A 24,811-nucleotide genomic window follows, 5' to 3' on the forward strand; every position below is an offset into this window, starting at 1 on the left:
TCCTGTTGTGGGTTCTTTTTAAGGTGTAAGCGATTTCTCGAAATGTCGGATCAGATCTGTGTTGGATGTGGTCACTGCCGTAGCCCCGACGCCAAGCGCAAGTTCAACCTCTTCCGGTGAACGGATCAATCCCCCTGCAATAATGGGTATCCCTGTACGCACAGATACTTCCGCAATAATATGCGGAATGACGCCAGGTAATACTTCAATATAATCAGGTTGGGTTTTGGCCAGCAGCAGATAACTTTTCTCCAGCGCATGGGTATCCAGCAGAAAAATACGTTGAATCGCTGTAATGCCTTTCTGCTTTGCCTTCTGAATGACACTCGCTCGTGTAGAGATCAGTCCTGACGGGCGAATGTGCTGACACAGATACTCTGCCGCATACTCATCGTTTTTTAAACCCTGAACCAAATCTGCATGCAAAAGTATCTTCTTGTCATACCGCCGCGCCTCGTCCATTACACTCTGAAGCTGTGCAATATGGGTTTCCAGCATCACCCCATAGCTATAAGGGCCTTCAATCATCGCTTCAAACTGCTTCATGCTCTTTGCAGCCGGCAATATACGTTGTCCCTCAAATGGCACCTTAGTTCCTCCCGCATTCATCAGATGACTATATTGTATAATCCACACTGTAGGAACGGCAAGCCATTCCATGAATCAGGAAAACCTGAGCGCTACGCTATTATCCATTCAAAAAAGCCGCTGTATACTTCTCCATAGCGGAGAGTACAACAACGGCTAATCAGCTAATCGTATATGTTCAATGAGTAAAGATTAAGCCTGCGCATGCGGAAGCAGCGTCTCTGCCCCAGCCCAACCATCACTTTCTGCCAAATGACCGGAACGGTTCACTTTCGTTTGCAGATATTTCTCGTTGAAAGCAGAGCGATCTCCCCATAGTGGCACACGTCCGCCCACATTCAATCCCGCTTCCTGCAAAGCAGCCAGCTTCCGTGGATTGTTGGTGATCAATGTAACCGGTGCGGAGCGAAGCGCACGCAATACGGCAATCGCATCGTCATAATTGCGGGCATCGTCTGTGAATCCGAGCTGCAAGTTCGCATCTACCGTATCCAGACCTTCTTCTTGCAAAATGTACGCCATGGCTTTGCTGAACAGACCAATGCCACGTCCCTCATGGTTCGCAAGATAGAACAGTGCACCCGCTCCATGAGCGGCGATCATTTTCATGGATTGCTCCAATTGGAAGCCACAATCACAGCGTTTGCTGCCAAAGATGTCGCCTGTATGACAGATGCTATGCATCCGGATCAGCGCTTCTTGTGCTTCAGCAAAGTCACCGTACACCAGAACACTGGATTGTTGACGCTCTGCCAGTTCAGCCTCAGCAAGAGATTCGATTAACTCGCCGCTCTCCATCGCTTTGTCCGATTTCATCCAGCTGTACCACTGGAATGTCTTGGTCTCCCCATCGAGGTTAACCGGAAGCTTGATTGGTCCCACCAGGTATATAAACTCTTTTCCACTCGGAAAAGTCTGAATTTTGGGGGCAAGCAGTTGAATAATATGTGAATTGATCATTGTCGTTCCTCCTGTTTAGGCCAACTTGTATGTTGATTGATTCGCATCCAGCGTGAAATTGGATCACTTGGATGTTATATAGTACGTATCTATATTATTCTCATCATCATTAGTTACTTTATGTAAGTTAGTTTAGAATAAAAATTATAATGTGTCAAGTAACTTTTATTTTTAAAGTAACTACCCAATTTATGTTACGCAATCGACACAAATATGTGTTTCATTTTAGGAATATTGGGTATGAGTTTATAAACTGCTCATACACTAATGTTGTAGTCCAAAGCACTTCATGCCTCGAACTTAACGATGAGGGGGTAATACACATGATCCGCCGGAAAAGAACATGCTGGACAGCCATACTGATGGTCTGCGTCCTGCTCATAAGCGGATGCTCCATCTGGCCCGGACAGGACGATTCAGCGAACAACAAAAAGGTAGCGCTTACATTATGGTACTGGAATCGTTCCATCGATGATAAGTTGATTGCCAGGGCTAAGGAAAAGTTCCCCAATATCGAACTGACAGCTCAGAAAATCGGCGGTGATTTCAAAGCAAAACTCAAAACAACACTCGCTGCACGCTCAGGTGAACCAGACATTGTAGCATTGAACGACTGGATCATGGAGCTATTTCCCAGTGAGGACCGTTTCTATAATCTGTACGATCTCGGTGCAGGAGATATTGAAGACCAATATCTGCCGTGGAAATGGAAGCAAGGCGTTACGCCAAGCGGACAGATGATCGGTTTCCCGATGGATACGGGACCAACTGCCCTCTTTTACCGAGAAGATCTGTTCAAGGAGGCCGGATTGCCATCTGATCCCGAAGACGTTACACGCCAGATCAACAGCTGGGATGCATATGCTGCTGCCGGAGAACAGCTCAAGGAAAAATTCGGAGGCAAGGTTTTTCTAACCGACAATATTGCAACCGTTTACAATCAAGTCATATCGCAGTCTGCGGAGCGTTATTTCCGGCCGGACGGGTCCTTTATCGGCATGGATTCCCCTATTGTGGGCAAGAGCTGGGGTACGGCCGTTGCTTTCAAAGAGAAGGGACTGCTTGCCAATGCAGACGGCTGGACTCCAGGCTGGAACGCAGCGATGAATAATGGCGAGATTGCCTCTTTCGTGGGCGCTGTTTGGATGAAGCAAGTGCTTCAGGAAGCCGCTCCGGATACATCGGGGAAATGGCGGGTCGCTCGGGCCCCGGGGGGAGATGGCAATAACGGAGGATCATTCCTGTCCATCCTGAAGTCGAGTGAACATCCTCAGGAAGCCTTTGAACTGGTTCGCTGGCTGCAAAGTCCCGAAAATCAACTGGAGCAATATCAGACATTGAATCTGTTCCCTTCTGCACCAGGTGTGTTTGATGATCCTGCCATGAAAGAAAAAGAACCTTTCTTCGGTGGACAGGCGACAGGGCCTGTATTTGCCGAATCGGCACAGGATGTGCCGGATGCTTTCTTTGGCGAAAGATATCCATCCGTACACAACATTATCACTCGACGGCTGAATGATGTCGCGAAGCAAAATGCCGATCCACAGCAGGTCTGGACGGATACGGTACACCGCGTCGAGCGAGAATTGCAGCGTTAACCTGAACAACGTGTGGTTTCGTTATCCGCAAAGGAGGAATTCATATGGCTGTAACTGAACCTCGTCTTACTCCCGATCCCGGAAATGCAAGACCTGATCTGGATCGGCAGAAGTCACTATGGGCGAGAATGTGGGAGCATCGTGCACTTTATGTTGCGATATCGCCGTTTTATATTCTGTTTGCGGTATTTGGCCTGTTCCCGATCGGGTTCTCACTCTATCTGGCTTTTCATAAATGGGATGGCATCGGTGTCATGACGTTTAACGGACTCAACAACTTCAAATACATGCTGACCGATGCCGAGTTCTGGCAAGCCGTGGGTAACACGTTCATGATCTGGATCTATTCGACGATTCCGATGCTCTTCTTCGCCCTGATTATTGCCTTTTTGCTGCATGCACCATTTGTGAAGTTCCGCACCCTGTTTCGGGTCGGTTATTTCCTGCCAAATGTCACGTCCATCGTGGCGGTAGCCATTATCTTCGGTGCCTTATTTGCCAACAATTATGGCTTTCTCAATTATCTGTTGCAGTCGGTCGGGCTACCGGTTGTGGAGTGGCTTAATGCACCATGGGGCATCAAAGTCGCAATCTCCTCCATGGTAGTCTGGCGCTGGACCGGATATAACGCCGTCATCTATCTGGCCGGACTTCAGAGTATTCCGCAGACATTATACGAAGCGGCCAAGATTGATGGCGCATCAGCGATACAGTCCTTTTTCCGAATTACAATTCCGATGCTGCGTCCTGTGATCCTGTTTACGGTCATTACATCAACGATCGGCGGTATGCAGCTGTTCACCGAGCCACAAGTATTGGTAGGCAATGACGGTGGCGCAGGTGCAGCAGGCATGACGATTGTACTGTACCTCTACCGTGAATCCTTCATTAACAATTATTTCGGATATGGCGCTGCCGTTGGTTGGGGCATGTTCCTCATTATCGCCCTGTTCTCGATTGTGAACTGGAAGCTTGTTCAAGGCAAATCATCCTGATGTGACAAGGGGGAGCGCACATGGCGACCAAACACCTCAAATCGCTGGTGTTGTATACCGGTCTTATCGGGGGCATGCTCATATCCATGTTCCCGTTCTATTGGCTGATTGTAATGTCCACCCGGACAACGTCCGATATCTACAAGTTCCCACCCCAGCTCTGGTTCGGCGGTGAACTGTGGAATAATATTACGCGGGTGTTGCAGCAGATTGACTTCTGGGGCGCCTTTCTGAATACGTTGTTTGTGTCAGGCCTTGTGACCATTCTGGTGCTGTTTTTTGACTCACTGGCGGGGTTTGCGTTTGCGAAGTTTGAATTTCCCGGCAAAAAGTGGCTCTTCATCCTGCTGCTCGCCACCATGATGGTACCTTCCCAGCTGTCGCTGGTGCCTTCCTTCGTACTCATGGCTACGTTCGGCTGGGTCGGTTCCTTCAAAGCCCTCATTATTCCGGGCATGGTGAACGCCTTCGGTATCTTCTGGATTCGCCAGTATGCGACAGAGTCGATTCCGAACGATCTGCTGGATGCAGGTCGGATCGACGGCTGTAATTTCTTCCGACTTTATTGGAACGTGGCGTTGCCGATTTTGCGACCTGCCTTTGCTTTCCTCGGCGCGTTCACCTTTATCGGCGTATGGAATGATTATCTGTGGCCTTTGATCGTCCTGACGGATGAACGCAAATACACGTTGCAAATTGCATTGTCTCAATTAAACGGACTATATAATACGGACTACGCAATGGTTATCGCGGGTACGTTGCTTGCCGTCATTCCACTCATTGTTATGTTCCTGTTCATCAGCCGTCAATTTATTTCGGATATTGCCGCAGGAGCGGTGAAGGATTAAGGATGGTGTAATCGAGATTGACTTAATCTGCTCCATTTTGATCCATCCCTCAAGTCTGATATTCTTATCTATAGATGAAATAACAGATGCCATATAAGTTGAATGAATGGCGCCAAGTGCACGAAGGGGACAGAAAGGGCCTGAAGAAATGGAGTTAAAAGCTTTCCAGAGGAAAGCTACTTCGAAAGCATATGCTTCGCATTTACGTGATCAGAAGGCTTTCTGTACCCGAAGTGTTAACGTGTAACAGCATTCATTTCACTTATATATTCAAGAAAGAGGGATGACAAAATGGCTTCTTCACCCTATATGATCGGCGTAGATATCGGCACGACCTCCACCAAGGCCGTCTTGTTCGAACAGAACGGAACCATTTTGGCTCAAGGCAGTGCCGATTATCCGCTGCACACCCCCACACCTGCGATTGCGGAGCAGGATGCGGAAGATATTTTTAAAGCAGTCATCGAATCCGTTAAACAGGCCACTTCCAAAGCGGGGGTTAAACCAGAGGACATCCTGTTTGTATCGTTCAGTTCGGCCATGCACAGTATTCTGCCTGTCGATCAACACGGCACACCGCTGATGCGAGCCATGACATGGGCAGATAATCGCAGTGCCGAGTGGACCGAAGCACTCAAATCGGAGATGAATGGTCACGAAATCTATCTGAGAACTGGTACGCCGATTCATCCGATGTCCCCTCTCACCAAGATCATGTGGCTCACTCGGGATCAACCGGAACTGTTCAGACAGACGCACAAATTCATATCCATGAAAGAATATGTTTTCTATAAATTATTTTCTGAATACGTCATTGATCACTCGATGGCCTCCGCCACCGGACTCATGAATCTGGAGAAACTCGACTGGGATGCAGAAGCGCTGCATGTGGCGGGCATCACGCCGGAACACTTGTCCCGATTGGTACCGACCACACATGTGCTGAAACATGGATTGCACTCGGAGTACGCCAAGGAGATGGGCATTGCGGTCACCACACCGTTTGTCATCGGGGCCAGTGATGGTGTGCTCTCGAATTTGGGCGTGAACGCCATTGATCCAGGCGTCGTCGCCGTGACCATTGGTACAAGTGGAGCGATTCGTACAGTCGTAGACAAACCGGTGACCGATCCAAAAGGACGCTTCTTCTGTTATGCGCTCACGGAAGATGCCTGGGTCATTGGCGGACCGGTGAACAATGGCGGTGTTATTTTCCGCTGGATTCGGGACGAGTTTGCAGCTTCCGAGGTGGAGACTGCGAAACGACTTGGCATCGATCCATATGAAGTGCTCACTCGTGTCGCAGAAAACGTACCTCCAGGTTCGGAAGGTCTCTTGTTCCATCCGTATATGACAGGTGAGCGGGCTCCGCTCTGGAATCCCAATGCACGGGGTTCGTTCTTCGGCCTGACGCTGCATCATAAGAAAGAACATATGATTCGCGCCGCGCTCGAAGGTGTGTTGTTTAACCTGTACACGGTCATGCTGGCGATTGAAGAAAAGATCGGTCGTCCGAAAAAAATCCAGGCGACAGGCGGCTTCGCCCGCTCTGAGTTGTGGCGCCAGATGATGGCCGATATTTTCGATCAGGATGTCATCATTCCCGAAAGTATTGAAAGCTCCTGTCTCGGTGCAGCCGTACTGGGCTTGTACGCCCTTGGCCGCATCGATTCCCTGAGTGCCGTCTCCGGCATGATCGGATCAACGCATCGGCACCAACCAGACCCGGACAGTGTCCGCGTTTATCGGGAGTTGCTCCCGATCTTCATCCGCATCTCCCGCAAATTCGAAGAAGAGTATGCAGATATCGCCGCTTTTCAGAATAAGACGATGCAAGAGTAGAGAAGGCGTGGGGTCGCATGCAGGATGACCGGAGGATGGGACGGTTTAGGTTCTGAGCATATGAGGGTTGGAGATTTGAGGGTTAAACATCTGGAATGTTACACGATGGAGGGTCAAAACGTTGAACATAGAATACGCTAACGAATCGTAGACGTCTTATTTGAAGCTTTTAGCATGTTTTCAAAATCTAACGAACCTGAGACACCTTATATCCGATTTTAGCCGCGGAAAACTGCCCCAAAGTTAGAATAACCGGAAAATAGCGTCTCAGCGATTCGTTAGAATCTGACTGATGCAGATTTTTGGCCAATAGCGCGTCTCTGGTTCGTTAGAAATGACCGACCATCGTCACCACCATGTAGTTGTCCCCCCTGCTAAGCTGCGTCTGGCTCAGAATAACCTGCGGCTCTAGCGAGTACATCTTATGCACGTTCATAAGGACCATCCCGCCATGTTTAAAACATGCGGGACGGTCCTTTTCATGTACAGTTTTTGTGTACCAATCTACCTGTAGAAACTGTGCTACCAGAGTGATGAAGCCCTCGTCCTCAGCGCCGTTCAAATCACCTAAATATGCGACCAAAAAAAGCCCCACAGCTTGAAAGACTGCAGAGCTTCGTTTCCTAACGTTTCATTATTACCTATTTATACTCAGCTATTACTGATTATACTTGCTAAACGCATTTTGGTCGGCCTGCACGTTCTCCAGGTACACAATCTGCCCCGCATCATTCACACGCGCGATATCGATGCCTGCTTTGGCATATACCGTTCCGTCCGCCGCTTGTCCGCACACCGCCCAGTTAGTTTGGTAACTGCCGTCAGGCTGTTGCACCCACGCGTCCCACATATGTTTTACATCCTTATTGTATTCGTAGAAAGCTTTCATGAAACCATCGAATCCTGTTCGACTGGTGCCGTTAAGTACAATCTCTGCGTCCGGTGTAAACAGTGACAATAAGTCCTGCATGGCGCGCTCGTCTGTACGTGAAGCATCAAATAAACGGAAATAGTTGTTCAACAGTGTAGTGTTACTCATAGTACTCATTTATATTCCTCCTAGAATAAAAAGCCGTTTTCCAATCTTTCAGTTCGAATATTTTCGAACTAACTGAAAAGAAATGTATCATACTTCTTATACTGCCTGCAAGATATAGTTCGAAATTTTTCAAACATTGAAAGAGAAAGCCGAATATGCTAACGTCATAGATATGAGAACTCCAACGATACCTATGGCTTCGGAATTGAAACTGACTACGGTCTGCAATGCATTGGGTGATCCGATCCGCATGAAAATTGCACACTGCCTGGCCAGCTCTGGCGAGAAAAATTGTTCCGCCTTCGAAGTAGACCATATTTCCAAATCCACGTTGTCCCATCACATCAAAATTTTACGTGAAGCTGGCGTGATCCAGCCGCGCATTGAAGGTAAACAGCACTTCTACTCCCTACGAAAGGATGAACTAAACACACGTTTTCCAGGCCTCGTTGAGATGATTCTGAATACAACCGAGGAATACGTACATTAAAGTAAGCAGGTTTGAGATTGAAGAACTACTTTCATGATAATCACAATTCCCATAAAGGAGGCTAACCATATGGACAAAAAGGCGGCAAAGATACTGCTGAGCACCTTCTGGGGAGGTGGCGGTTGGAAAACAACCTCTCTACCCTTCTCTGGAGATGAATTTGAATATGCCAAAAGCAAAGGTGTCATGTTCGACCCACTCACGATCACGCATGACGAGATTGTCCAGCGTCTATACGACATGCATCAGGATGACTCGTTCAAGGAACGAGTGATTTCGGCATTTCTACATAGTCTGTCCACCAAAAAAGTCTATCTGCGCAGCGCATTATCCAGTTGGGCTTTAACATCGAACATGCCTTTACACACCTATGCGGAACGCCCTGCCCTTCACCCTAACACCAGTGCCTGTGGAGATTGTAACTTCCTGCATTTGCAGTCAGACAAGGAATATACCAACGTCGATTTAAACGTCCTGAACTTTGAACGGATCAAGTGGGGCGGCGTGCGTCACGGCTGGCTTATCTATTGCCTGATGGATCTGGAATTACTGCTTCAGGACAACGATGCAAACTATGAAGTAACCCCTGAAGACCAAGCCATCCTGGTCAACCTTCTTGAAGCAGCTCAGACTGAGGACCCCAAAGACAGTGCTCGTTCCCTCGAGAAGAAGTGGAAGGATCTCTTCCCTTCCAGCAAACAGGAGCGAGATGCCCTGCTGGAAATCTGGGCGGCAGCCGGCATACTGGTTCCTGGAGATAAACCGAGAAAACGCAAAGGTGGTTCCAGCGATTTTGTCTTTGCAGCAACCTGGCAAGGTGATGATGGATATCATGCGGAAGCCGTAAAACATTATTTCGGCTCCTATCTTCCTCAAATGTGATAAAACCTGAACTTTTGCTCACCTTTGCGTACGTCTGGTTACAATAATGACATCGACAGATTTCCTGTTTAACTCGTATAATAAGGGGAAATTGGTAGATGGGAGTGAAACAAGCGAGTTTATGGTATACATACTGGCTTTTATAGTGTCTTTTGCTGTCGTGGTTCTGCTTATTCCGCCGCTTGGTCGACTGGCTCACCGACTCGATTTTGTGGACAAGCCTCGGGAAGATGTGGAGCGTAAGCTGCACAGGCAACCTATCCCGCTCACGGCGAGTTACGCGATATTCACTGGATTTTTCCTGACATACATTGCTCTGACTAAAGAAATCACATGGGAAACAGCGGCTCTGGTCGCTGGTGGTATGCTTCTGCTAACGATTGGTACCGTTGACGACTGGTACAAAACAAAAGGCAAAGATTTTCCTGCCCTACCCAAAATGCTCGTACAAGTCTCTGCGGCAGTGCTCGTATTTGCTTCTGGCATTGCGTTCACCGGATTCGTGAATCCCTTCAACGCGGAATATGTCATGCTTCCGATCTGGCTGCAATTCATTCTCACGATCCTGTGGATCTTCGGGGTGACCACCGTCATCAACTTCTCGGACGGCATGGACGGACTGGCTGGCGGATTATCGGCCATCTCGGCAATTACCCTGTTCATCGTGGCGCTTGCCAAAGGTCAAACTGATTCCGCACTCATGTCGATCATTCTGGTCGGTGTAACGATTGGTTATCTGAAGTACAACAAAGCTCCTGCCAAAGTGTTCATGGGTGATGCAGGCGCTACTTTCCTTGGCTTCATTTTGGCGGTTATCGCTCTGGATGGTGCATTCAAACAAGCAACCATGTTGTCCATCTTCATTCCAATTCTGGCGCTGGGTGTACCGATCTTTGACAACATCTTTGTCGTTATCAAACGTTTCATTCAAGGTAAAGCGATCTATCAGGCCGATGCGAGTCAAGCCCATTATCGGTTGCTGCGTGCCGGATTGAATCAAAATCAGGTGGTGGGTGTGCTGTATCTAGTCAGCACATGTCTGTGTCTATCCTCCATTATTCTGATGTTAGTGGAGTTATAAAACCAAAATAACGATGAAAATAATAGAAGCCACCTTCATTGCGTTGAGGGTGGCTTTCTTATGATGTTTTTTTGGATCAATTGCCTTTTTTTCGTACTACATTCTGTATAGGCCCACTATCCCTGATGCCTGCGTGACTCCTCCTTAAGAGGCACTTTCAGTTAAAGCGGAGTGATTCTAACTTACGATTTAACAGCCCCTGCCATAGCACCTCCAACAATGAAACGTTGCAAAGCAACATACAGGACAACCAGTGGCAAGGTAACAATCAGAATACCACAGGCGAGCAGCGGCCAGTTGTTCATGTACTGTCCATAAAATGTAAAGAGTCCTTTGGTTACCGGCTGATAATTCGGATCAGATAAATAAATGGTTGGCCCGATAATATCGTTCCATACACCAATCGCGGTAAGGATAATACCTGTTGCCAGGATTGGTTTCATTAACGGAACAAGGATGGTGAACAGATACCTTGTATACCCACACCCGTCCATGGCAGAGGCCTCATCCAGTTCACGCGATATTGATTTGATATAACCCACAAACATGAGAAACGCAATGCCCGTACCCGTCGTCTTCAATAAGATGTACCCGATTTGGGTGTTGTAGAGACCCAGATTATTGATCAGGGAAAACTGCGGAATGAGCGGGTTGGGAAGATACATGGAAATCAGAAAGAAAATATAAATGAGTGTGCTGAATTTAACATATCTGCGTGCGAGCGGGAATGCAGCAAATATAGATAAAATCAACGTCAGCAGGGTGGACATCCCTGTATAGAGCACACTGTTCCACATATACTGAGAGAAGTTCCCTTTGTTCCATGCTTCGGAAAAGTTCTCAAGCCGGATCCCTTCAGTAAGAGCTACAGGATTGAGCAGATACTCTGTCTGTGTCTTCATGGATACATTGAACAGATAGAATAGAGGGAAAACGTACAACGCAAGCATGAGCAGAACGATAACGTAGCTGACCATTCTGGACGTTTGACTCTGTTTCATTACGCTTCCACCTCTCTTCTGCGGAGATAAAATAAAGCAACCATCGATATGGTAAATACAAAGAGGAACTGAATCATCGCGACAGCAGAAGCCAAACCGTAATCAGCCGTTCCTGTGCCAAATGCCGTAGCATAAACATCAAACGCAAGCGTCGTTGTATTGAACTTGCCACCTGTAAGTACATAGATAATATCAAAGGTTTGCAATGCCCCTATGATAGACAAGAGCATATTAACCGTGAATGCAGGAGCAATCATGGGGAATGTAATGTTCGTAAATGCTTTCCACCCCGAAGCACCATCCATGTAACCCGCCTCATACAGATCGCTCGGAATGGACTGCAGACCTGCAAGAAAAATCGTCATGGAGTAACCCATGTACATCCAGATTTGAACAAAAATAATCAGTTCAAAGGCGATATTATAATCGCCAAAAAAGTTGGAACTGGTACCAAAGAAATTCAGAAAGGACTGGGCCGGGCCGCCCAGCGGATTTGCAACGAGTTGCCAAATGAGTCCAGACACAGTAACCCCCAGCACCACTGGCAAAAAGAATACCGCGCGATATAATTTATCGCCTCTAAGCTTTTTATTGATCAAAATCGCTATAAACAAACCCACTGCATTTTGTATGATCACAACAGCAAACGCAAAGTATAAGGATCGCCCAATAGCATCCATTCGGTCTCCAGCATTGGATGCACCAAAAAATGTTTTATAGTTTTCAAAGCCGATAAAGCTCCATTCCTGGCCCCGAACACCAGTAGCATCTGTAAACGAAAACAGTATCGTCACAAGTGATGGACCGAAGCCAAACACAACATAAAGTAACAACGGAATGCTCAAATACAGATAAGGAATAAGTCTTGCCTTACCTTTCCCAAACGGATACATCGTCCTCACACCTTTCATGGGGTAAAACTAAGACATAAGAAAACCGGAATAACAGCCTTGTCTGGCCTGAAGGCTCAGACCCGAGCGCTATTCCGGCGCATGCGGCCAACTTGTGCCATGAATATGAATGATTATGAATTACTTTGGAGCAGCAGCATCCCAGTCCGCTTGGGATTTACCTGCAAGCTCTTCCGGTGTTGCAATCGGTCCGGCTGGCTTGAGCATCTCTGCGTGAACGCTGGCCTCCGAAATGTACTGTCCTACATTCTGACGGTTAATGAACAACTGATCCCAAGAAAGTTTAAAGTCCTCCAGGTAAGGCTGAATGCCTTGGATAAACTCACTTGTCATCTCCACATCAGGCTGTGTAGGCAGGAAGCCGGCTGCATTCACAAATTCCGTGTAGTTCTCTTTCTCCGATAACATATCAAGCCATTTCATTGCGTAATCCTTGTTCGGTGAGTTATCCACCACCATCCAGGTCATATCGTATTTACCCGCCAGATTTTTGTTCTTGGCTGCATCATTGCTACCTGGAATTGGGAAATACCCAAACTTCAGATCAGGGTTGGCCGTTTGAATTGTTGTTGCATCCCAAGTGCCGTCAGCAATCATAGCCACCTTGCCTGTAGCGAACAAACTGGGCAATGTTCCGTAGTCAATACCCATGAAACCAGGCATTGCATTGTTCATCAGATCCTGAGATTTCTGCAAGACTTCAAGTTGAACCGGATCAGTCAGCTTGGTTTCACCAGTCCATAGACCTTTGATATAAGCAAGCTGATCTTCATGAATAGAGGCCTGAAGCCCTTGCACTGCAAGACCTATTGGCCATACATCTTTACCCGCCAGACCCAGCGCTTCGACACCATTGTCTTTGAACACTTTGATAACATGTTGCAATTCATCCCAGGTTGTAGGGATCTCCAGATTATATTTTGCGAAGAGTTCCTTATTGTAGAACAGTCCTGTGAATGCCACCTTGCCCATGTTTACACCGTACACCTTATCGTTATACGTCATTGCGTTCTGTACATCCGCTTCATTGTAGTTTTTGATAAAAGATTGATCAGACAGATCACTGATTAACCCGGCATCGATCCATTGCTTCCACATCGGATCAGCAGCACCACTGGACCACTCCTGTGGTGCGCCTACAAAACTTGATTTGAGTGGAATGATATCCACGTCCCCATTACTTCCGGCGTTCATCCGTGTTTGCATCAACTGATCGTAAGTCGCGTCTGCCGGAACCGTTGTATATTCCACCTTTACGTCCGGATATTTCGCTTCAAATTTCGTATTAAACTCTTTGATGTAGTTGTTAATATTCTCTTGCTGCCAGTGAATGATCTTCAAGGTAACTTTTTTGCTGCTGTCTGTAGCCTGAGTTCCTTCTGATTCCGAAGAGCTGCTACTACAAGCGGCGAGCACACATAATAAAGCGGTTACAAGTACAATGGATAAAGTCATTTTCTTCATTTTCGTTGTCCCCCAAATTTTTGAATTAAATCTACGAAATTAGTTTCGTTAATTCCACCCTTATTATGACTTCAGATCTTTATTTTGTAAATAGTCATTTTGTTTTTTTGATTTTCATGCTCCAACCCGCTTGATAAAAGCTTTATTTATTGCTGTATACGTTGAAATCAAGGTAACCTTTACGATAATTACGAAAGTTACGAAACACAGCATATAACATAATTTCATATAGAGCCCCAGATAACCCGGTATTCCTTTAACTGGACTCAAAATCTCTAAAACAATTAAGATTACGAGCTAAAATTCGTCCTTATTTTCGTTACAAACCTCCTTGATCACTTCAAACCTATGGATGCATATTATTTCAAGTGTGAAACCCTCTCTCTGCTGTTGACTCTCCGGTCTATGTAGCATAGAATACTTGCAAGAAAGCGAAAAAACCGATACAGCCCCAGTTTACGAAACTAGTTTAGGAATCCGAGGGATGTTTATGAATATCAAAACGATAGCGAGTTTAGCCGGCGTGTCTGTAGCCACGGTGTCCAAGATTATCAATAACTATCCAGATATTAGCGAGGAAACGCGCCAGCGTGTGCTTAAAATTATGGAAGAGACAGGCTATCGTCCATCTTCTTCAGCCAAAACACTGGCAACCAAAAAATCCAGCCTCGTTGGCGTTGTGTTTGCAGGGAAGCTGAACGTGGATTTCAGCCACCCTTTCTTCGTACAGGTTATCAATGCGTTTAAGAAACAAATTGGCTTGCTTGGATACGATCTACTCTTCTTCTCGAATGAGAAGTTTCTGGATCAAGGTGAGGACTACTTGGCGAGATCCAAGTATTTTCAAGTGGATGGCTGTATTATTATTGCGGGGGATGAGGTCGAGAGCAGCATATTCGACCTGGATGCCAGCCCGATTCCTTGTATCGGAATAGATATCGAGCTAACAGGACAAAGCTCCTGTTACATCATGTCCGATAACGATAAGATCTCAACCAAAGTTGTAGAACAATTTTATATGAACGGTTATCGAGATGTTGGTTTTATCGGGCTGGAGCGCGCCTCTCTTGTGATGCAACAGAGAGAGATGGCTTTCAAACGTTCACTAAATCAGTTTAGTCTTGATGAAAAGCCCGAGTGGGTTGTATACAGCAAAGATTATGCTGCAGCGGATGGATACGAAGCGGCCAAGAAAATGCTCGCCTGCAAGACTCTGCCACGTGCCGTGTTTGCAGCCACAGATCTACTTGCCTTTGGAGCTATTCGCGCCTTTAAGGAAGTGGGGTTACGCATTCCAGAAGATATAGCTGTGGCAGGTTGTGACGACATCGAAGCCTGCCGTTATACCGATCCACCGCTAACAACCGTCAAGCAGGATACGGACAAAATTGGGCGCCTTGCTGCCATGATTCTGTTCGATCTGATGAACAAACAAATGGATAATCGTTGCATTAAAGTAGAGCCGGAACTGGTTGTGCGTCAATCCTGTGGCACAGCCATGCTGCTGGCACAGGAAATCTGAGCATTAAGTCTTTTGGACTGGTTGCTGCAGATCAATTCACATCATAGACATAGCGAATTTTTCATACTATATAAATTGAACTAAACATTTACACGAGAACGTAGAGGACAGAAATAACCTGAAGAAGCGGAGCTAAAAGCTTTCTGAAAGAAAGCTACTTCGTAAGCTAAACTTCGCCTTTATCACCAGATTTTCTCCTTTGTAAAGCCGAATATAAAAAATCTGGGGATAACAGCGATCAGAAGGTTGTTCTGTCATCGGAGTGGCAAGTGTAAATATTCTTTAGTTCAATTTATATAGTCCACACCAGGAAGCGAAAAGGGGATGTCTCCTACGTCATGAATATGACAGGGGACATCCCTTGTTTGTGTTATTTTGTTTTAATGAACCTGAGACACGCTATTCGCTTCCATTTGCCGAGATCTGAGATCTAACGAATCACAGAGACGTTATTTCGTCGATTCGGTGGATTTTTTAGGTTTTGACCACGTTTTATGACGAAATAGCGTTACTGAGGTTCGTTAAATCTTGCTAGCGTTGACGATCCGCCTTTTAAGGTGCGGCAGGTTCGTTAGCGCTTGGAGCGAGGCGGAATTCCTTTTGAGACAGTCCCATTTGCGATACTGAGTGAACGGACAGTCCTGCTCTGAGATCATGGTTATATCGAGAAAGTTCCTGCTATCTGGAAGCGGCAGTAGGCAGCTTGCCCTCTACTGTCTGCAAGTCAGACCATCCGGGTCGATCAAGTTCAATGAGACGGTGGTATCGCTCTTCCCCAGCCAGCAATTGTTCGTGAGAACCCTGCATGGCAATCTTTCCATTTTCCATAAAAATAAGTTCGTCCATCTGTTCCGCACCAATCAGGTGATGGGTGACCCAGATCATCGTTTTACCTTGCAAGCTGTCCAGAATGGTGCGCATCAACTCGCGTTCCGTCACTGGATCAAGCCCAACGGTTGGTTCATCCAATATAATAACAGGTGTCTCCCGAAGCAGTACCCGGGCCAGAGCAATCCGTTGCCTTTCCCCACCGGAGAAACGCAGCCCCGTCTCCAGCATCGGCGTATCATACCCCTGCGGTAAAGATTCGATCAGACCGGATAACCCTACTTGGGCGGCCACCTGACGAATCTCCTCATCCGTTGCATGTGGACGACCAATCCGCAAATTATTGGCTACCGTGGTGTCGAACAGGTGTGGACTCTGATTCAGCACTGCGATGACATCAGTGACACTCTCACCCAGGGTCTGCACAGGCATATTATTGATTAGAACTTTCCCCGCAGACGGAAGCAATGCCCCCTGAATCAGTTTCAACAAGGTCGATTTCCCGCCGCCGCTTCGTCCAAGAATAGCTAATCGTTTGCCTTGTGGCAGATGAAGGGATACGTCCTGTACGGCGTAGGAATCATCCGCTGCATAACGGTAACTTACGCGATTAATCTCGATGTCTGCTCTGAGTTTGGGTGGAATGCGAAGACGAATTCGTCTGTCCGGGATATCATTCGCAGCTGGCAAGGACTCGGATGGCTGTCCAGCCATCACGTTGCCGTTTTTTACTACAGAGATCGATTCGCCCGTTCCATCCGCATCACCGGCTCCATTCTGCAACGGAAGATAATCTTTCCCTTCGAGCTGCTTCAAGCGATCCAGCGATTCTCGATACTGCGGAAGATGCTCTACAGCATCCCCTACAGGTAGAAGTGTTTCCGTGAGCGGAAATAACACCAGTACAAAAGCAGCAATCATCACGGCAGGTAATTGCCCGACAGAAGCGGCATTTCCGGCCCATAACGTAACCGATACCACCAGCAGGCCAATGACGCACTGGGCCATCAGATCACGCCAGCGTGTCCAGCGCCGCAATTTGCGACGAACCGCGTCGACATGTTCTTCCGCCTCTTCCTGCTGCTGAACAAATTCCGCGGCTCGCCCACTTGCAAGCCAATCCCCCAGTCCAAGCACACCGTCGGTCAGACGGGTATACAACGTGCTGTTTTCCTTTTTCAGCCGTACACGCCATTTCCACGTCACTTTCAGCGAGATCGCAGGTAACACGGCAACGAGAAATAACATATACAAGCCCATCCACAGCGCAAATCCCAGATCCACACTGGCAAAGGCAATCACAGCCCCACCGTACATCACAAGTGCGGTAACGGCGGGAAAAACGGTACGGAGATAGATATCCTGCAGCCGCTCCACATCATCGGCCAGTGCTCCGAGTACATCTCCGGTCTGCATGCGAGAACGCAGGAACAGGGCCTGTGGTTCCAGAATGCGATATAACTTCACCCGTTGATCGGCCAACACCCGCAGTACGGCATCATGTCCTGCCAATCGCTCGATATATCGAAACACGGCGCGGAATATCCCAAATGCACGTACCCCAACAATAGGTACATACACCATCAGAATATTTTCAGGACGCAGCGCAGACTTGGAGATCAGAAATCCGGAGGTGAACAGCAACAGTACCGCACACAAGGCAGCGCATGTGCCCAGCGCAATGACTGCGATGAATCTCCAGCGGTACTGTGCCACATACGGAGCAATCCAGCTATTTTTTTCTTTTCCGTTACGGACGTTCTCCATATGTTCATATCCGGACTTCATTTTATATCGCCTCCATCTGGGCCTGGATCATCTGATAATATACACCTTGTCGTGCCAGCAATTCCTGATGTGTTCCCGTCTCTGCCACTGTGCCGCCATCCATGACAATAATTCGATCCATATGCGGCATCCAGTGCAGACGATGGGTAGCCAAAAATACAAGTTTTCTTTCAAACAGCGGCAACATCGTCTGTTTCAGTTCATACTCCGTTTCCACATCCAGATGAGCTGTCGGTTCATCAAGCAACAGAATGTTGCGTTTACTAAGCAAAGCTCTTGCCAGCGCCACCCGTTGCTCCTGCCCACCACTGAGCTGTCTGCCGCCAGCCCCAATTGGCTCATGCAGCCCACCGGATAATGAGGTCAGAAGCTTGGTTAATCCAGCTGTGCTAATGGCCTTGGCCACTTCCGCATCCGAAGCCTCCGGCATGTAGAAACGAACGTTATCGGCCAGGCTTCCACTGAAAATATACGGATGCTGCGGGATAGCTGCCGTCTGTCTTCGCCAGGATTCAAGCATATCCTGTGTCACAGGCTGTCCGTTGGCTAATACTTGGCCTGAAGTAGGAAGCTGAAATCCAGCCAATACATCAATCAACGTGGATTTGCCTGCTCCGCTGGCGCCAATAATACCGATTTTGCCAAGACCCGTGATCTGAAATGTGACATCCTTTAGCGAATAAGGACCTTCATCATCATGCCGTACCTGTACATCCGTTAGAGCCAATCTGCTATTCTCATTCCAAGAGAACACTGAGGAAGAAACAAGCTCAGGAGTAGTAGAAACAGAAGCAGAAGCAGGAGCAAGATGCCCCGCAGCCGTTTTATCATTCAACACGACACGTATGGTCGAAGTAGCGGCTTTCCTTTTACCCAAAGATAATGGTGTAGATCCAGCTTCGTCCTCTGACGTAACCGGATCCGCAACAACATTTGCATAGGCTTCTTTCTGTTTCTGTTCAGCGGCCTTGCCCCGTTCAATCACCTGATTAATGGCCGTTCCGGCTTCCTTACCGTCCAATGTGGCATGATAATCAGCTCCGAGCATACGTACAGGCAGGAAATATTCAGGTGCCAGAATTAGTACCGTCAGCGCAGGGCCAAGCAGCATATGTCCCTCCGTCAGACGTAATCCCAGACCAACTGCCACGGAAGCAACGGACAGCATGGTGAAGAAATCGAGAGCAAACGAAGAAAGAAAAGCCATGCGCAGGGTAGACATCGTCGCCTTCCGATACCGCTGACTGACCCGCAGAATGGACCCTTCGTGTGTTTTGCTTTGTCCCAGTGTTTTCAGCGTTTCCAGCCCACGCAAGGTATCAACAAAATGGTTAGCGAGTGCTTTGTAGGATCTGAATTGTCCGTCTATCTTACGCTGCGCAGCGAGGCCAATCAGAATCATGAACACAATCAGGATTGGGAGTGTCAGCATCAGAATAACCCCAGACATCAGATCCAGCTTAAACACATACAGCAAAATGACGATAGGTGTGAATCCTATGCCCAGCATACGAGGAATGAATAGTTCAAGATACGTCTTGAATTGAGCTGTTCCCTCACGTGCCAGTGTAACCAGATGGCCTGTGCCCTCCGTCTTGGCATAACGCGGTCCAAGTCTGAACCACTGCTCCACCATCTGTCTGCGCAGATCAGTCCCTGTCCTCTCCGCATATCGTGAGGTCACGAGTTGTAACCAGAAGGATAAGGCGTAGCGGGCGGCAAAAGCAGCCAGGAACAGCAGCAGTACTGGGTACTGCTCCGTTACGGATGAACCTTCAAACAATGCCGTGATGGCCTGTGCTAGCCATTTAGCCTGCATAATGATCGTCATCGCCTGTAGCATCACCAGCGCTGATGCCAGCGCGAGTACAGGCCGGATGCCCGGCAGCTTCAGCAGCCCCCGTCCCATATCAGTACTCCAGGTGGTGCTGCTCGTTCAGACGTTTGCGGAAGATATAATAACTCCAGATCTGATAGCCAAGAACAAATGGCAGCAGTGTGCATGCTACAATGGTCATTACTTTCAATGAATACGCACCAGATGCCGCATTGTATACGGTCAGGTCAAATGCAGAACCAAACGAACTCACCATGACTCTTGGGAACAGACCGATAAATACAGAGGCAAAGGCAATTGCAATCACAGCACCTGTCATACCAAAAGCCCAGCCTTCATGCTTCTGACGAACGAAGTATGCCGCAAGTGCAAGCGCGACTGCGCCAAGTACAACCATGATCCACAGTGCCCAACCGCGAACGGCGAACACATCGGTCATGAAATACGTCATTATCGCATACACAGCGAGCAGTGCAGCCAGCGGCAGCATCAATTTTTGCGCTGTCTTCAAGGCACGCTCTCTGAGTTCCCCGACTGTCCGTAGTGAGGCAAACAGCAAGCCATGAACCAGACACAGCAGCGTTACGCTCAAGCCACCAATCACGGTGTACGGATTAACAATATCGAGGAATCCTGCACGCAACTGCATCTCCCCATCAATGGGCAGACCTTTCATCAATGTGGCAAAGACCACTCCGAACAGGAAAGGCAAGAGCGCGCTGGAGACAACAATGATGATGTCCCATGTTTTGCGCCAGCGCTGTTGTTTCATTTTACTGCGGAATTCGAAAGCAACTCCGCGGCCAATCAAGGCAAGTAACACCACCACAAGTGGCAGGTAAAAACCACTGAACAACGTCGCATACCAGTGCGGGAAGGCAGCAAACATCGCTCCCCCTGCCGTGATCAGCCATACTTCATTACCATCCCAGAACGGACCGATCGAGTTAATCAGGGTCCGGCGTTCACGATCTGTTTTGGCAATAATGCCTGTAGACATCCCCACACCAAAATCAAAACCTTCCAAAAAGAAGAAACCAACAAACAATACGGCAATCAGCAAAAACCACAACTCACTTAGTGACAACGGAATAACCTCCATCCACGCCGAACGGATCGGCCGATTCATCGTGATCTTCTGGCTTCTCGACCGCAAATGGCCCCGCCTTGATCTCACGTACGAACAGATATACCATCACGATACCAAGAACGGTATACGCAGCAGTGAACGCAATGGTAGAGAACAGGATCATTCCTGCGGATACATTCGGTGAGACTCCGGCTTCGGTGGTCATATAGCCAAATACCGTCCATGGCTGTCTTCCGACCTCGGTCATAATCCAACCTGATGTATTGGCGATAAACGGCAGGGAGATGGCAAATACCATCAGACGCATAAACCACTTTCCAGCGACCTCCAGCTTCTTGCGCATAGCCAGATACGTACCGTACAGAGCAAGCACAATCATCAAACCACCCGCTGCGATCATAATGCGGAAACTCCAGAACGTTGTCCGTACCGGCGGGATGTAGTCCCCCGGTCCATACGTCTGTTCATACTCAGCTTGAAGTTCCTTCATGCCTTTGACACTACCGGAGAACTTGCTGTAGGACAGGTAACTGAGCAATCCAGGGATTTTGATCTCCCCCGTACTCTCCTGTTTATCCGGGTCAATAAAAGCGACCACCGTCCATGGCGCCGGATCTTCTGTCGTTGTCCATGTGCCCTCACTGGCTGCCATCTTCATCGGCTGTGTCTCCACCAGATATTGCGCCTGGAAGTGACCCGAGAATGCGACGCCGAATGAAGAAACAAGAGCGATAATGATCGCGATATTAAACGATTTGCGGAAGATCTCCACATCCTGCTTTTTCATCAATTTGTAGGCACTGATCCCGGTTACGACGAAGGCCCCTGTCATCAATGCACCAAAAATCGTATGTGGGAATTCAACGAGAAGCTGACCATTCGTGATGAGTGCAAAGAAATCATTCATCTCGGCTCGGCCGTTGTTAATCTCAAACCCAACAGGATGTTGCATAAATGAATTGGCTGCCAGAATCCACAGCGCGGACAGGAATGTGCCGACAAACACCAGCCAGATGCAGGCCAGATGCACTTTTTTGGACAAACGATCCCATCCGAATATCCACAATCCAATAAATGTAGACTCCATAAAAAACGCCAGTAGCGCTTCAATAGCCAGTGGCGCACCGAACACGTCCCCGACAAATCGGGAGTACTCGGACCAGTTCATACCAAACTGGAACTCTTGCAAAATACCTGTGACTACCCCGACGGCAAAGTTAATCAGGAACAGCTTGCCCCAGAACTTGGCCATCGTTTTGTAGATCTCCTTACCCTTAACAACGTACAACGTCTCCATGATTGCAACCAACAGTACAAGACCGATGGATAGCGGGACAAAAAAGAAATGGAAAATCGTTGTAAGTGCATATTGGATACGCGATAACATAATCGGATCCATACCGTTACCCCTTCTTTCTGTTCACTTCGCAGTATGCGTATCTGGCATTGAAGCTGCACCTTCGCTGTCTGTCCGCCAAATACGTTGATGAACGTATTGTGCCAGATTACCTATTTTATACATGTGAGAATTATCACAATCTTCGTCTCTAGCGCAAAAAAAAGTGATCCTGGTCACACAAAAGATAAAATTCAGCCTATTATCACAGCTTGCCAACTTCATCTATTCATGGAAGATACTCATGTTTGGGACGGAATGCCCATATGTTAGTCTCAGGCATATCATGCGAAGTACCGTGAGGGCTTTACATATGAAGTGAAAGCATGAAACACATGCAGGGCGAATGACGCTCCATATTACAGTCAAGGTGAGGTGAACTATTCATGGAAAAACCTGCACCACTGCCAGGTGAAGACACCGAAGCCAGGCTGGATAAAGCCAGTACAACACAGCCCCCTGTCCGGTATGTTCTCTTCCCTCGCAAAGGGGGCTGGTCATCCTTTCCCTATCCCGATATTGCTGCACTGCTGTCGATCGAGGGAGAGGTCTACTATGTCAGCAGCCTGACGCAAATAGAAGATGTACCTCCGGTCATTACCGTCATCTCCCTCCCTGAAGCCGAGCAGCTATTGCTGGAACCTCGCACCATAGCCGTAGTCGCCCATCCCTACTGGCTAATGGCTACAGCTTCGCTGGAGCCTGAACTATGTATTGCCCTGCTCCCTGAGCCTGCTGGAAACGAAGCAGAATCTCCGCTATGGGAGAGCAGTATTTCCAAACTGGTCGGCATCGCCGATCTGGTAGGCACATCCTCCGAAACACGTTATATGAAGCTGTTATTCCAAGGCGTACGTGCTATCTGGCTGGGCGGAGAAGACCCTGCACCTGCGGGTACGATGCAAAAGGATGATCTCGAAGTCCCTCTCCGGGACTACGAACTGCTCTTCTTGCATGCGCTGCGGCAGATCCTGTCAGGCACTCCAGATAGCGTCACCCTGCTTCAATGCAGTGTACGTGCCGACTTCTACCGTCAGCTACGTGCCAAAGCAGGTGCACATGAGACGATATCCTTTTTGCTGGCAGCCTATGAGTACTTGCTTGAAGATCCGCGGGCCGTCCATTCGTTGCAAGAGGCCTTCACCCATGCGGTCATGAATGGTCGCAGTGATTGTGTGATCTCCCATTATCGATTCCTGTCTGCCATTCATGCCCGGGCTGGAGAGTTGGAGGACGCCCTGCGAGTGTACGGAATTAGCGCATCCGATGAACAGGAACGGCATCATTATGAACAGTTATGTCGCTGGCTGGAGGCAGGAGAAGATCAACTTGTACGAGCGGAACTACTGCGTATGAACGATGATTACGGAAACGCCCTGCGTATCCTGGACGAACTTGGCGGAGAAACGGCGAGACATTGGAAATTCCGCATTTACCAGGAGACTGGACGTGTGGAAGAAGCACTGGCTCTGGTGCATGCAGTCGATATTCAGGATGATGCCAGTCGCCGGGATTATCAGCAATTATCCGGCAGTGCGCTGGCACTGCGAGGGGAACGGCACGGGGCAGTCCGACATTATCTCGAAACGGCACTGGAGGATGAAGATGCGCTGGCCCGGATTGTCGAGCTGGAGCTGTTGGATCATGCTGTACAGCAATTGCTTGGGGAGGTGCCATGATGCTGGACCCAAAGAAGCGTAGACAACAGTTGAATGGGCCAATGGTGCACAGGGATATCCGAACCGAAACAGTCGATCGAACACATACAGACGCATTGGGAAATGGCGATCACACCCCGGATCATGCGCAACCAACACAGGACATCCGAAGCCAAGTGCATCACTGGGGTGATTCACAAGGTCAGGCAGAACAGAATGCTGCTATAACACAAGAGGAAACAAGTGTATTCAAAGAGCCCTTCTCCATTCGCCGGGTTCGCAAAAGCAAAGGCAACAAGCTGACCGCCATGCTTCAGGTTCGCAATGAACGTGGCCGATACCTTGAAGAAGTATTGCATGATCTGAGTGAGTTCGTGGATGAGATCGTGATTGTGGACGATGCCAGCACAGACGGAACACCGGATCTATGCAAAGCCTATCCAAAGGTGGTCCGTCTGGAGGTATTGGAGAAACCGCTGTTCGCCGAGGAATGGCGCCTTCGCAACACCTTATGGCAAGCGGCTGCGGGAACACGTCCCGACTGGTTACTCTCGGTTGATGCGGATGAGCTGTACAGCTCAGAGGCCAAGAAAGCCATACGCACTCTGATTAATCAGGAGTATGCGGACTGGTTTGCATTTCGTTTCTACGATATGTGGGGTGGCCGGACCCACTACCGGGAAGATGATCTCTGGTCTCTGCACAAACGGCACACCGCTTCACTTGTACGGTATATGCCTGGATATCCTTATTTTTATCCACAACAGAATCATCACGTTCCCCGTCTTCCCTTGTCCTGCACTGTATTGCCTGGGGTCAGTACGGAACTGAAGGTTCAGCATCTCGGCTGGGCCGGCAGTCTGGAGGACCGGGTTCGTAAATATTTGCGTTACAAGCGCATTGATCCTAGCGGTGAGTGGGGCAATCTTGCACATTACGAGTCTATTCTCGATCCGGAACCTCGGCTGATTCCCTGGAAGGAGGGACCGTGAG

Annotated in this window: 20 protein-coding genes; 10 read left to right on the forward strand and 10 right to left on the reverse strand. The window is 48.3% G+C overall.

From position 1 onward, the window contains the following. Positions 1–18: 18 nt before the first annotated feature. Together MHI12_RS28590 and MHI12_RS28595 are read right to left on the reverse strand one after the other, a co-directional pair. On the reverse strand, positions 19–588 hold the full coding sequence (locus MHI12_RS28590) for a glycerol-3-phosphate responsive antiterminator (RefSeq protein WP_405170952.1): 570 nt from the start codon (positions 586–588) through the stop codon (positions 19–21). Between the two features lie 192 nt (positions 589–780). After that, positions 781–1,548, reverse strand: coding sequence for a GTP cyclohydrolase II (locus MHI12_RS28595; protein WP_047840826.1), 768 nt, complete (start codon positions 1,546–1,548; stop codon positions 781–783). Between the two features lie 323 nt (positions 1,549–1,871). Between MHI12_RS28595 and MHI12_RS28600 the strand changes: the two genes are divergently transcribed. From MHI12_RS28600 to gntK, 4 genes are all read left to right on the forward strand, one after another. Beyond that, complete coding sequence (locus tag MHI12_RS28600) at positions 1,872–3,146, forward strand: ABC transporter substrate-binding protein (protein ID WP_405170953.1); 1,275 nt, start codon at positions 1,872–1,874, stop codon at positions 3,144–3,146. Between the two features lie 128 nt (positions 3,147–3,274). Further along, complete coding sequence (locus MHI12_RS28605) at positions 3,275–4,141, forward strand: carbohydrate ABC transporter permease (RefSeq protein WP_036613110.1); 867 nt, start codon at positions 3,275–3,277, stop codon at positions 4,139–4,141. A gap of 20 nt (positions 4,142–4,161) precedes the next feature. Then, entirely contained in the window at positions 4,162–4,989 is an 828-nt protein-coding gene (locus MHI12_RS28610) for a carbohydrate ABC transporter permease (protein ID WP_036612996.1), read from the forward strand. A 291-nt stretch (positions 4,990–5,280) separates the two neighbouring features. Continuing rightward, a complete protein-coding gene (gene gntK, locus MHI12_RS28615; RefSeq protein ID WP_405170954.1) occupies positions 5,281–6,831 on the forward strand; it encodes a gluconokinase in 1,551 nt (516 codons plus the stop codon). 658 nt (positions 6,832–7,489) lie between these two features. On the opposite strand, the gene MHI12_RS28620 is transcribed toward gntK, so the two are convergent. Then, the gene (locus MHI12_RS28620; protein WP_405170955.1) at positions 7,490–7,879 is read right to left on the reverse strand and encodes a nuclear transport factor 2 family protein; all 390 of its coding nucleotides are present in this window, start codon (positions 7,877–7,879) and stop codon (positions 7,490–7,492) included. A gap of 163 nt (positions 7,880–8,042) precedes the next feature. Between MHI12_RS28620 and MHI12_RS28625 the strand changes: the two genes are divergently transcribed. The 3 genes from MHI12_RS28625 (at position 8,043) to MHI12_RS28635 (ending at position 10,323) form a co-directional block, all read left to right on the forward strand. After that, on the forward strand, positions 8,043–8,360 hold the full coding sequence (locus tag MHI12_RS28625) for a metalloregulator ArsR/SmtB family transcription factor (RefSeq protein ID WP_341009957.1): 318 nt from the start codon (positions 8,043–8,045) through the stop codon (positions 8,358–8,360). 69 nt (positions 8,361–8,429) lie between these two features. Beyond that, the gene (locus MHI12_RS28630; RefSeq protein WP_405170956.1) at positions 8,430–9,242 is read left to right on the forward strand and encodes a hypothetical protein; all 813 of its coding nucleotides are present in this window, start codon (positions 8,430–8,432) and stop codon (positions 9,240–9,242) included. A gap of 121 nt (positions 9,243–9,363) precedes the next feature. After that, positions 9,364–10,323 (forward strand): MraY family glycosyltransferase, encoded by a 960-nt coding sequence (locus MHI12_RS28635; protein ID WP_237177487.1) that lies wholly within the window; start codon positions 9,364–9,366, stop codon positions 10,321–10,323. A gap of 182 nt (positions 10,324–10,505) precedes the next feature. Here the strand turns inward: MHI12_RS28635 and MHI12_RS28640 are convergent, their stop codons facing one another. The 3 genes from MHI12_RS28640 to MHI12_RS28650 all read right to left on the reverse strand — a co-directional run bounded on the left by MHI12_RS28640 (position 10,506) and on the right by MHI12_RS28650 (position 13,699). Further along, on the reverse strand, positions 10,506–11,324 hold the full coding sequence (locus tag MHI12_RS28640) for a carbohydrate ABC transporter permease (RefSeq protein WP_340387935.1): 819 nt from the start codon (positions 11,322–11,324) through the stop codon (positions 10,506–10,508). Next, on the reverse strand, positions 11,324–12,217 hold the full coding sequence (locus tag MHI12_RS28645; RefSeq protein ID WP_076320327.1) for a carbohydrate ABC transporter permease: 894 nt from the start codon (positions 12,215–12,217) through the stop codon (positions 11,324–11,326). Before MHI12_RS28645 ends, MHI12_RS28640 begins: the two co-directional genes overlap by 1 nt. A gap of 138 nt (positions 12,218–12,355) precedes the next feature. Further along, a complete protein-coding gene (locus tag MHI12_RS28650; protein WP_405170957.1) occupies positions 12,356–13,699 on the reverse strand; it encodes an ABC transporter substrate-binding protein in 1,344 nt (447 codons plus the stop codon). A 490-nt stretch (positions 13,700–14,189) separates the two neighbouring features. On the opposite strand from MHI12_RS28650, the gene MHI12_RS28655 reads away from it, so the two are divergent. Continuing rightward, positions 14,190–15,221: a LacI family DNA-binding transcriptional regulator gene (locus MHI12_RS28655; RefSeq protein WP_036667984.1), complete on the forward strand. Its 1,032-nt coding sequence runs from the start codon at positions 14,190–14,192 to the stop codon at positions 15,219–15,221. Positions 15,222–15,899: 678 nt separating this feature from the next. On the opposite strand, the gene cydC is transcribed toward MHI12_RS28655, so the two are convergent. The 4 genes from cydC to MHI12_RS28675 are packed head-to-tail and all read right to left on the reverse strand — an operon-like array spanning position 15,900 to position 22,163. Further along, on the reverse strand, positions 15,900–17,837 hold the full coding sequence (gene cydC / locus MHI12_RS28660; RefSeq protein WP_405170958.1) for a thiol reductant ABC exporter subunit CydC: 1,938 nt from the start codon (positions 17,835–17,837) through the stop codon (positions 15,900–15,902). A 1-nt stretch (position 17,838) separates the two neighbouring features. Next, a complete protein-coding gene (cydD, locus tag MHI12_RS28665; RefSeq protein WP_405170959.1) occupies positions 17,839–19,746 on the reverse strand; it encodes a thiol reductant ABC exporter subunit CydD in 1,908 nt (635 codons plus the stop codon). 1 nt (position 19,747) lies between these two features. Beyond that, positions 19,748–20,803 (reverse strand): cytochrome d ubiquinol oxidase subunit II, encoded by a 1,056-nt coding sequence (cydB, locus tag MHI12_RS28670; RefSeq protein WP_405170960.1) that lies wholly within the window; start codon positions 20,801–20,803, stop codon positions 19,748–19,750. Further along, positions 20,748–22,163, reverse strand: a complete 1,416-nt coding sequence (locus MHI12_RS28675; protein ID WP_405170961.1) for a cytochrome ubiquinol oxidase subunit I — start codon at positions 22,161–22,163, stop codon at positions 20,748–20,750. Before MHI12_RS28675 ends, cydB begins: the two co-directional genes overlap by 56 nt. A gap of 383 nt (positions 22,164–22,546) precedes the next feature. On the opposite strand from MHI12_RS28675, the gene MHI12_RS28680 reads away from it, so the two are divergent. After that, positions 22,547–23,839 (forward strand): tetratricopeptide repeat protein, encoded by a 1,293-nt coding sequence (locus tag MHI12_RS28680; protein WP_405170962.1) that lies wholly within the window; start codon positions 22,547–22,549, stop codon positions 23,837–23,839. Further along, entirely contained in the window at positions 23,836–24,810 is a 975-nt protein-coding gene (locus MHI12_RS28685; protein ID WP_405170963.1) for a glycosyltransferase, read from the forward strand. Before MHI12_RS28680 ends, MHI12_RS28685 begins: the two co-directional genes overlap by 4 nt. Position 24,811 lies beyond the last annotated feature (1 nt).

Origin of the sequence: Paenibacillus sp. FSL H8-0280 (genome assembly GCF_045040665.1) — a bacterium.
Classification (GTDB): domain Bacteria; phylum Bacillota; class Bacilli; order Paenibacillales; family Paenibacillaceae; genus Paenibacillus; species Paenibacillus xylanexedens_A.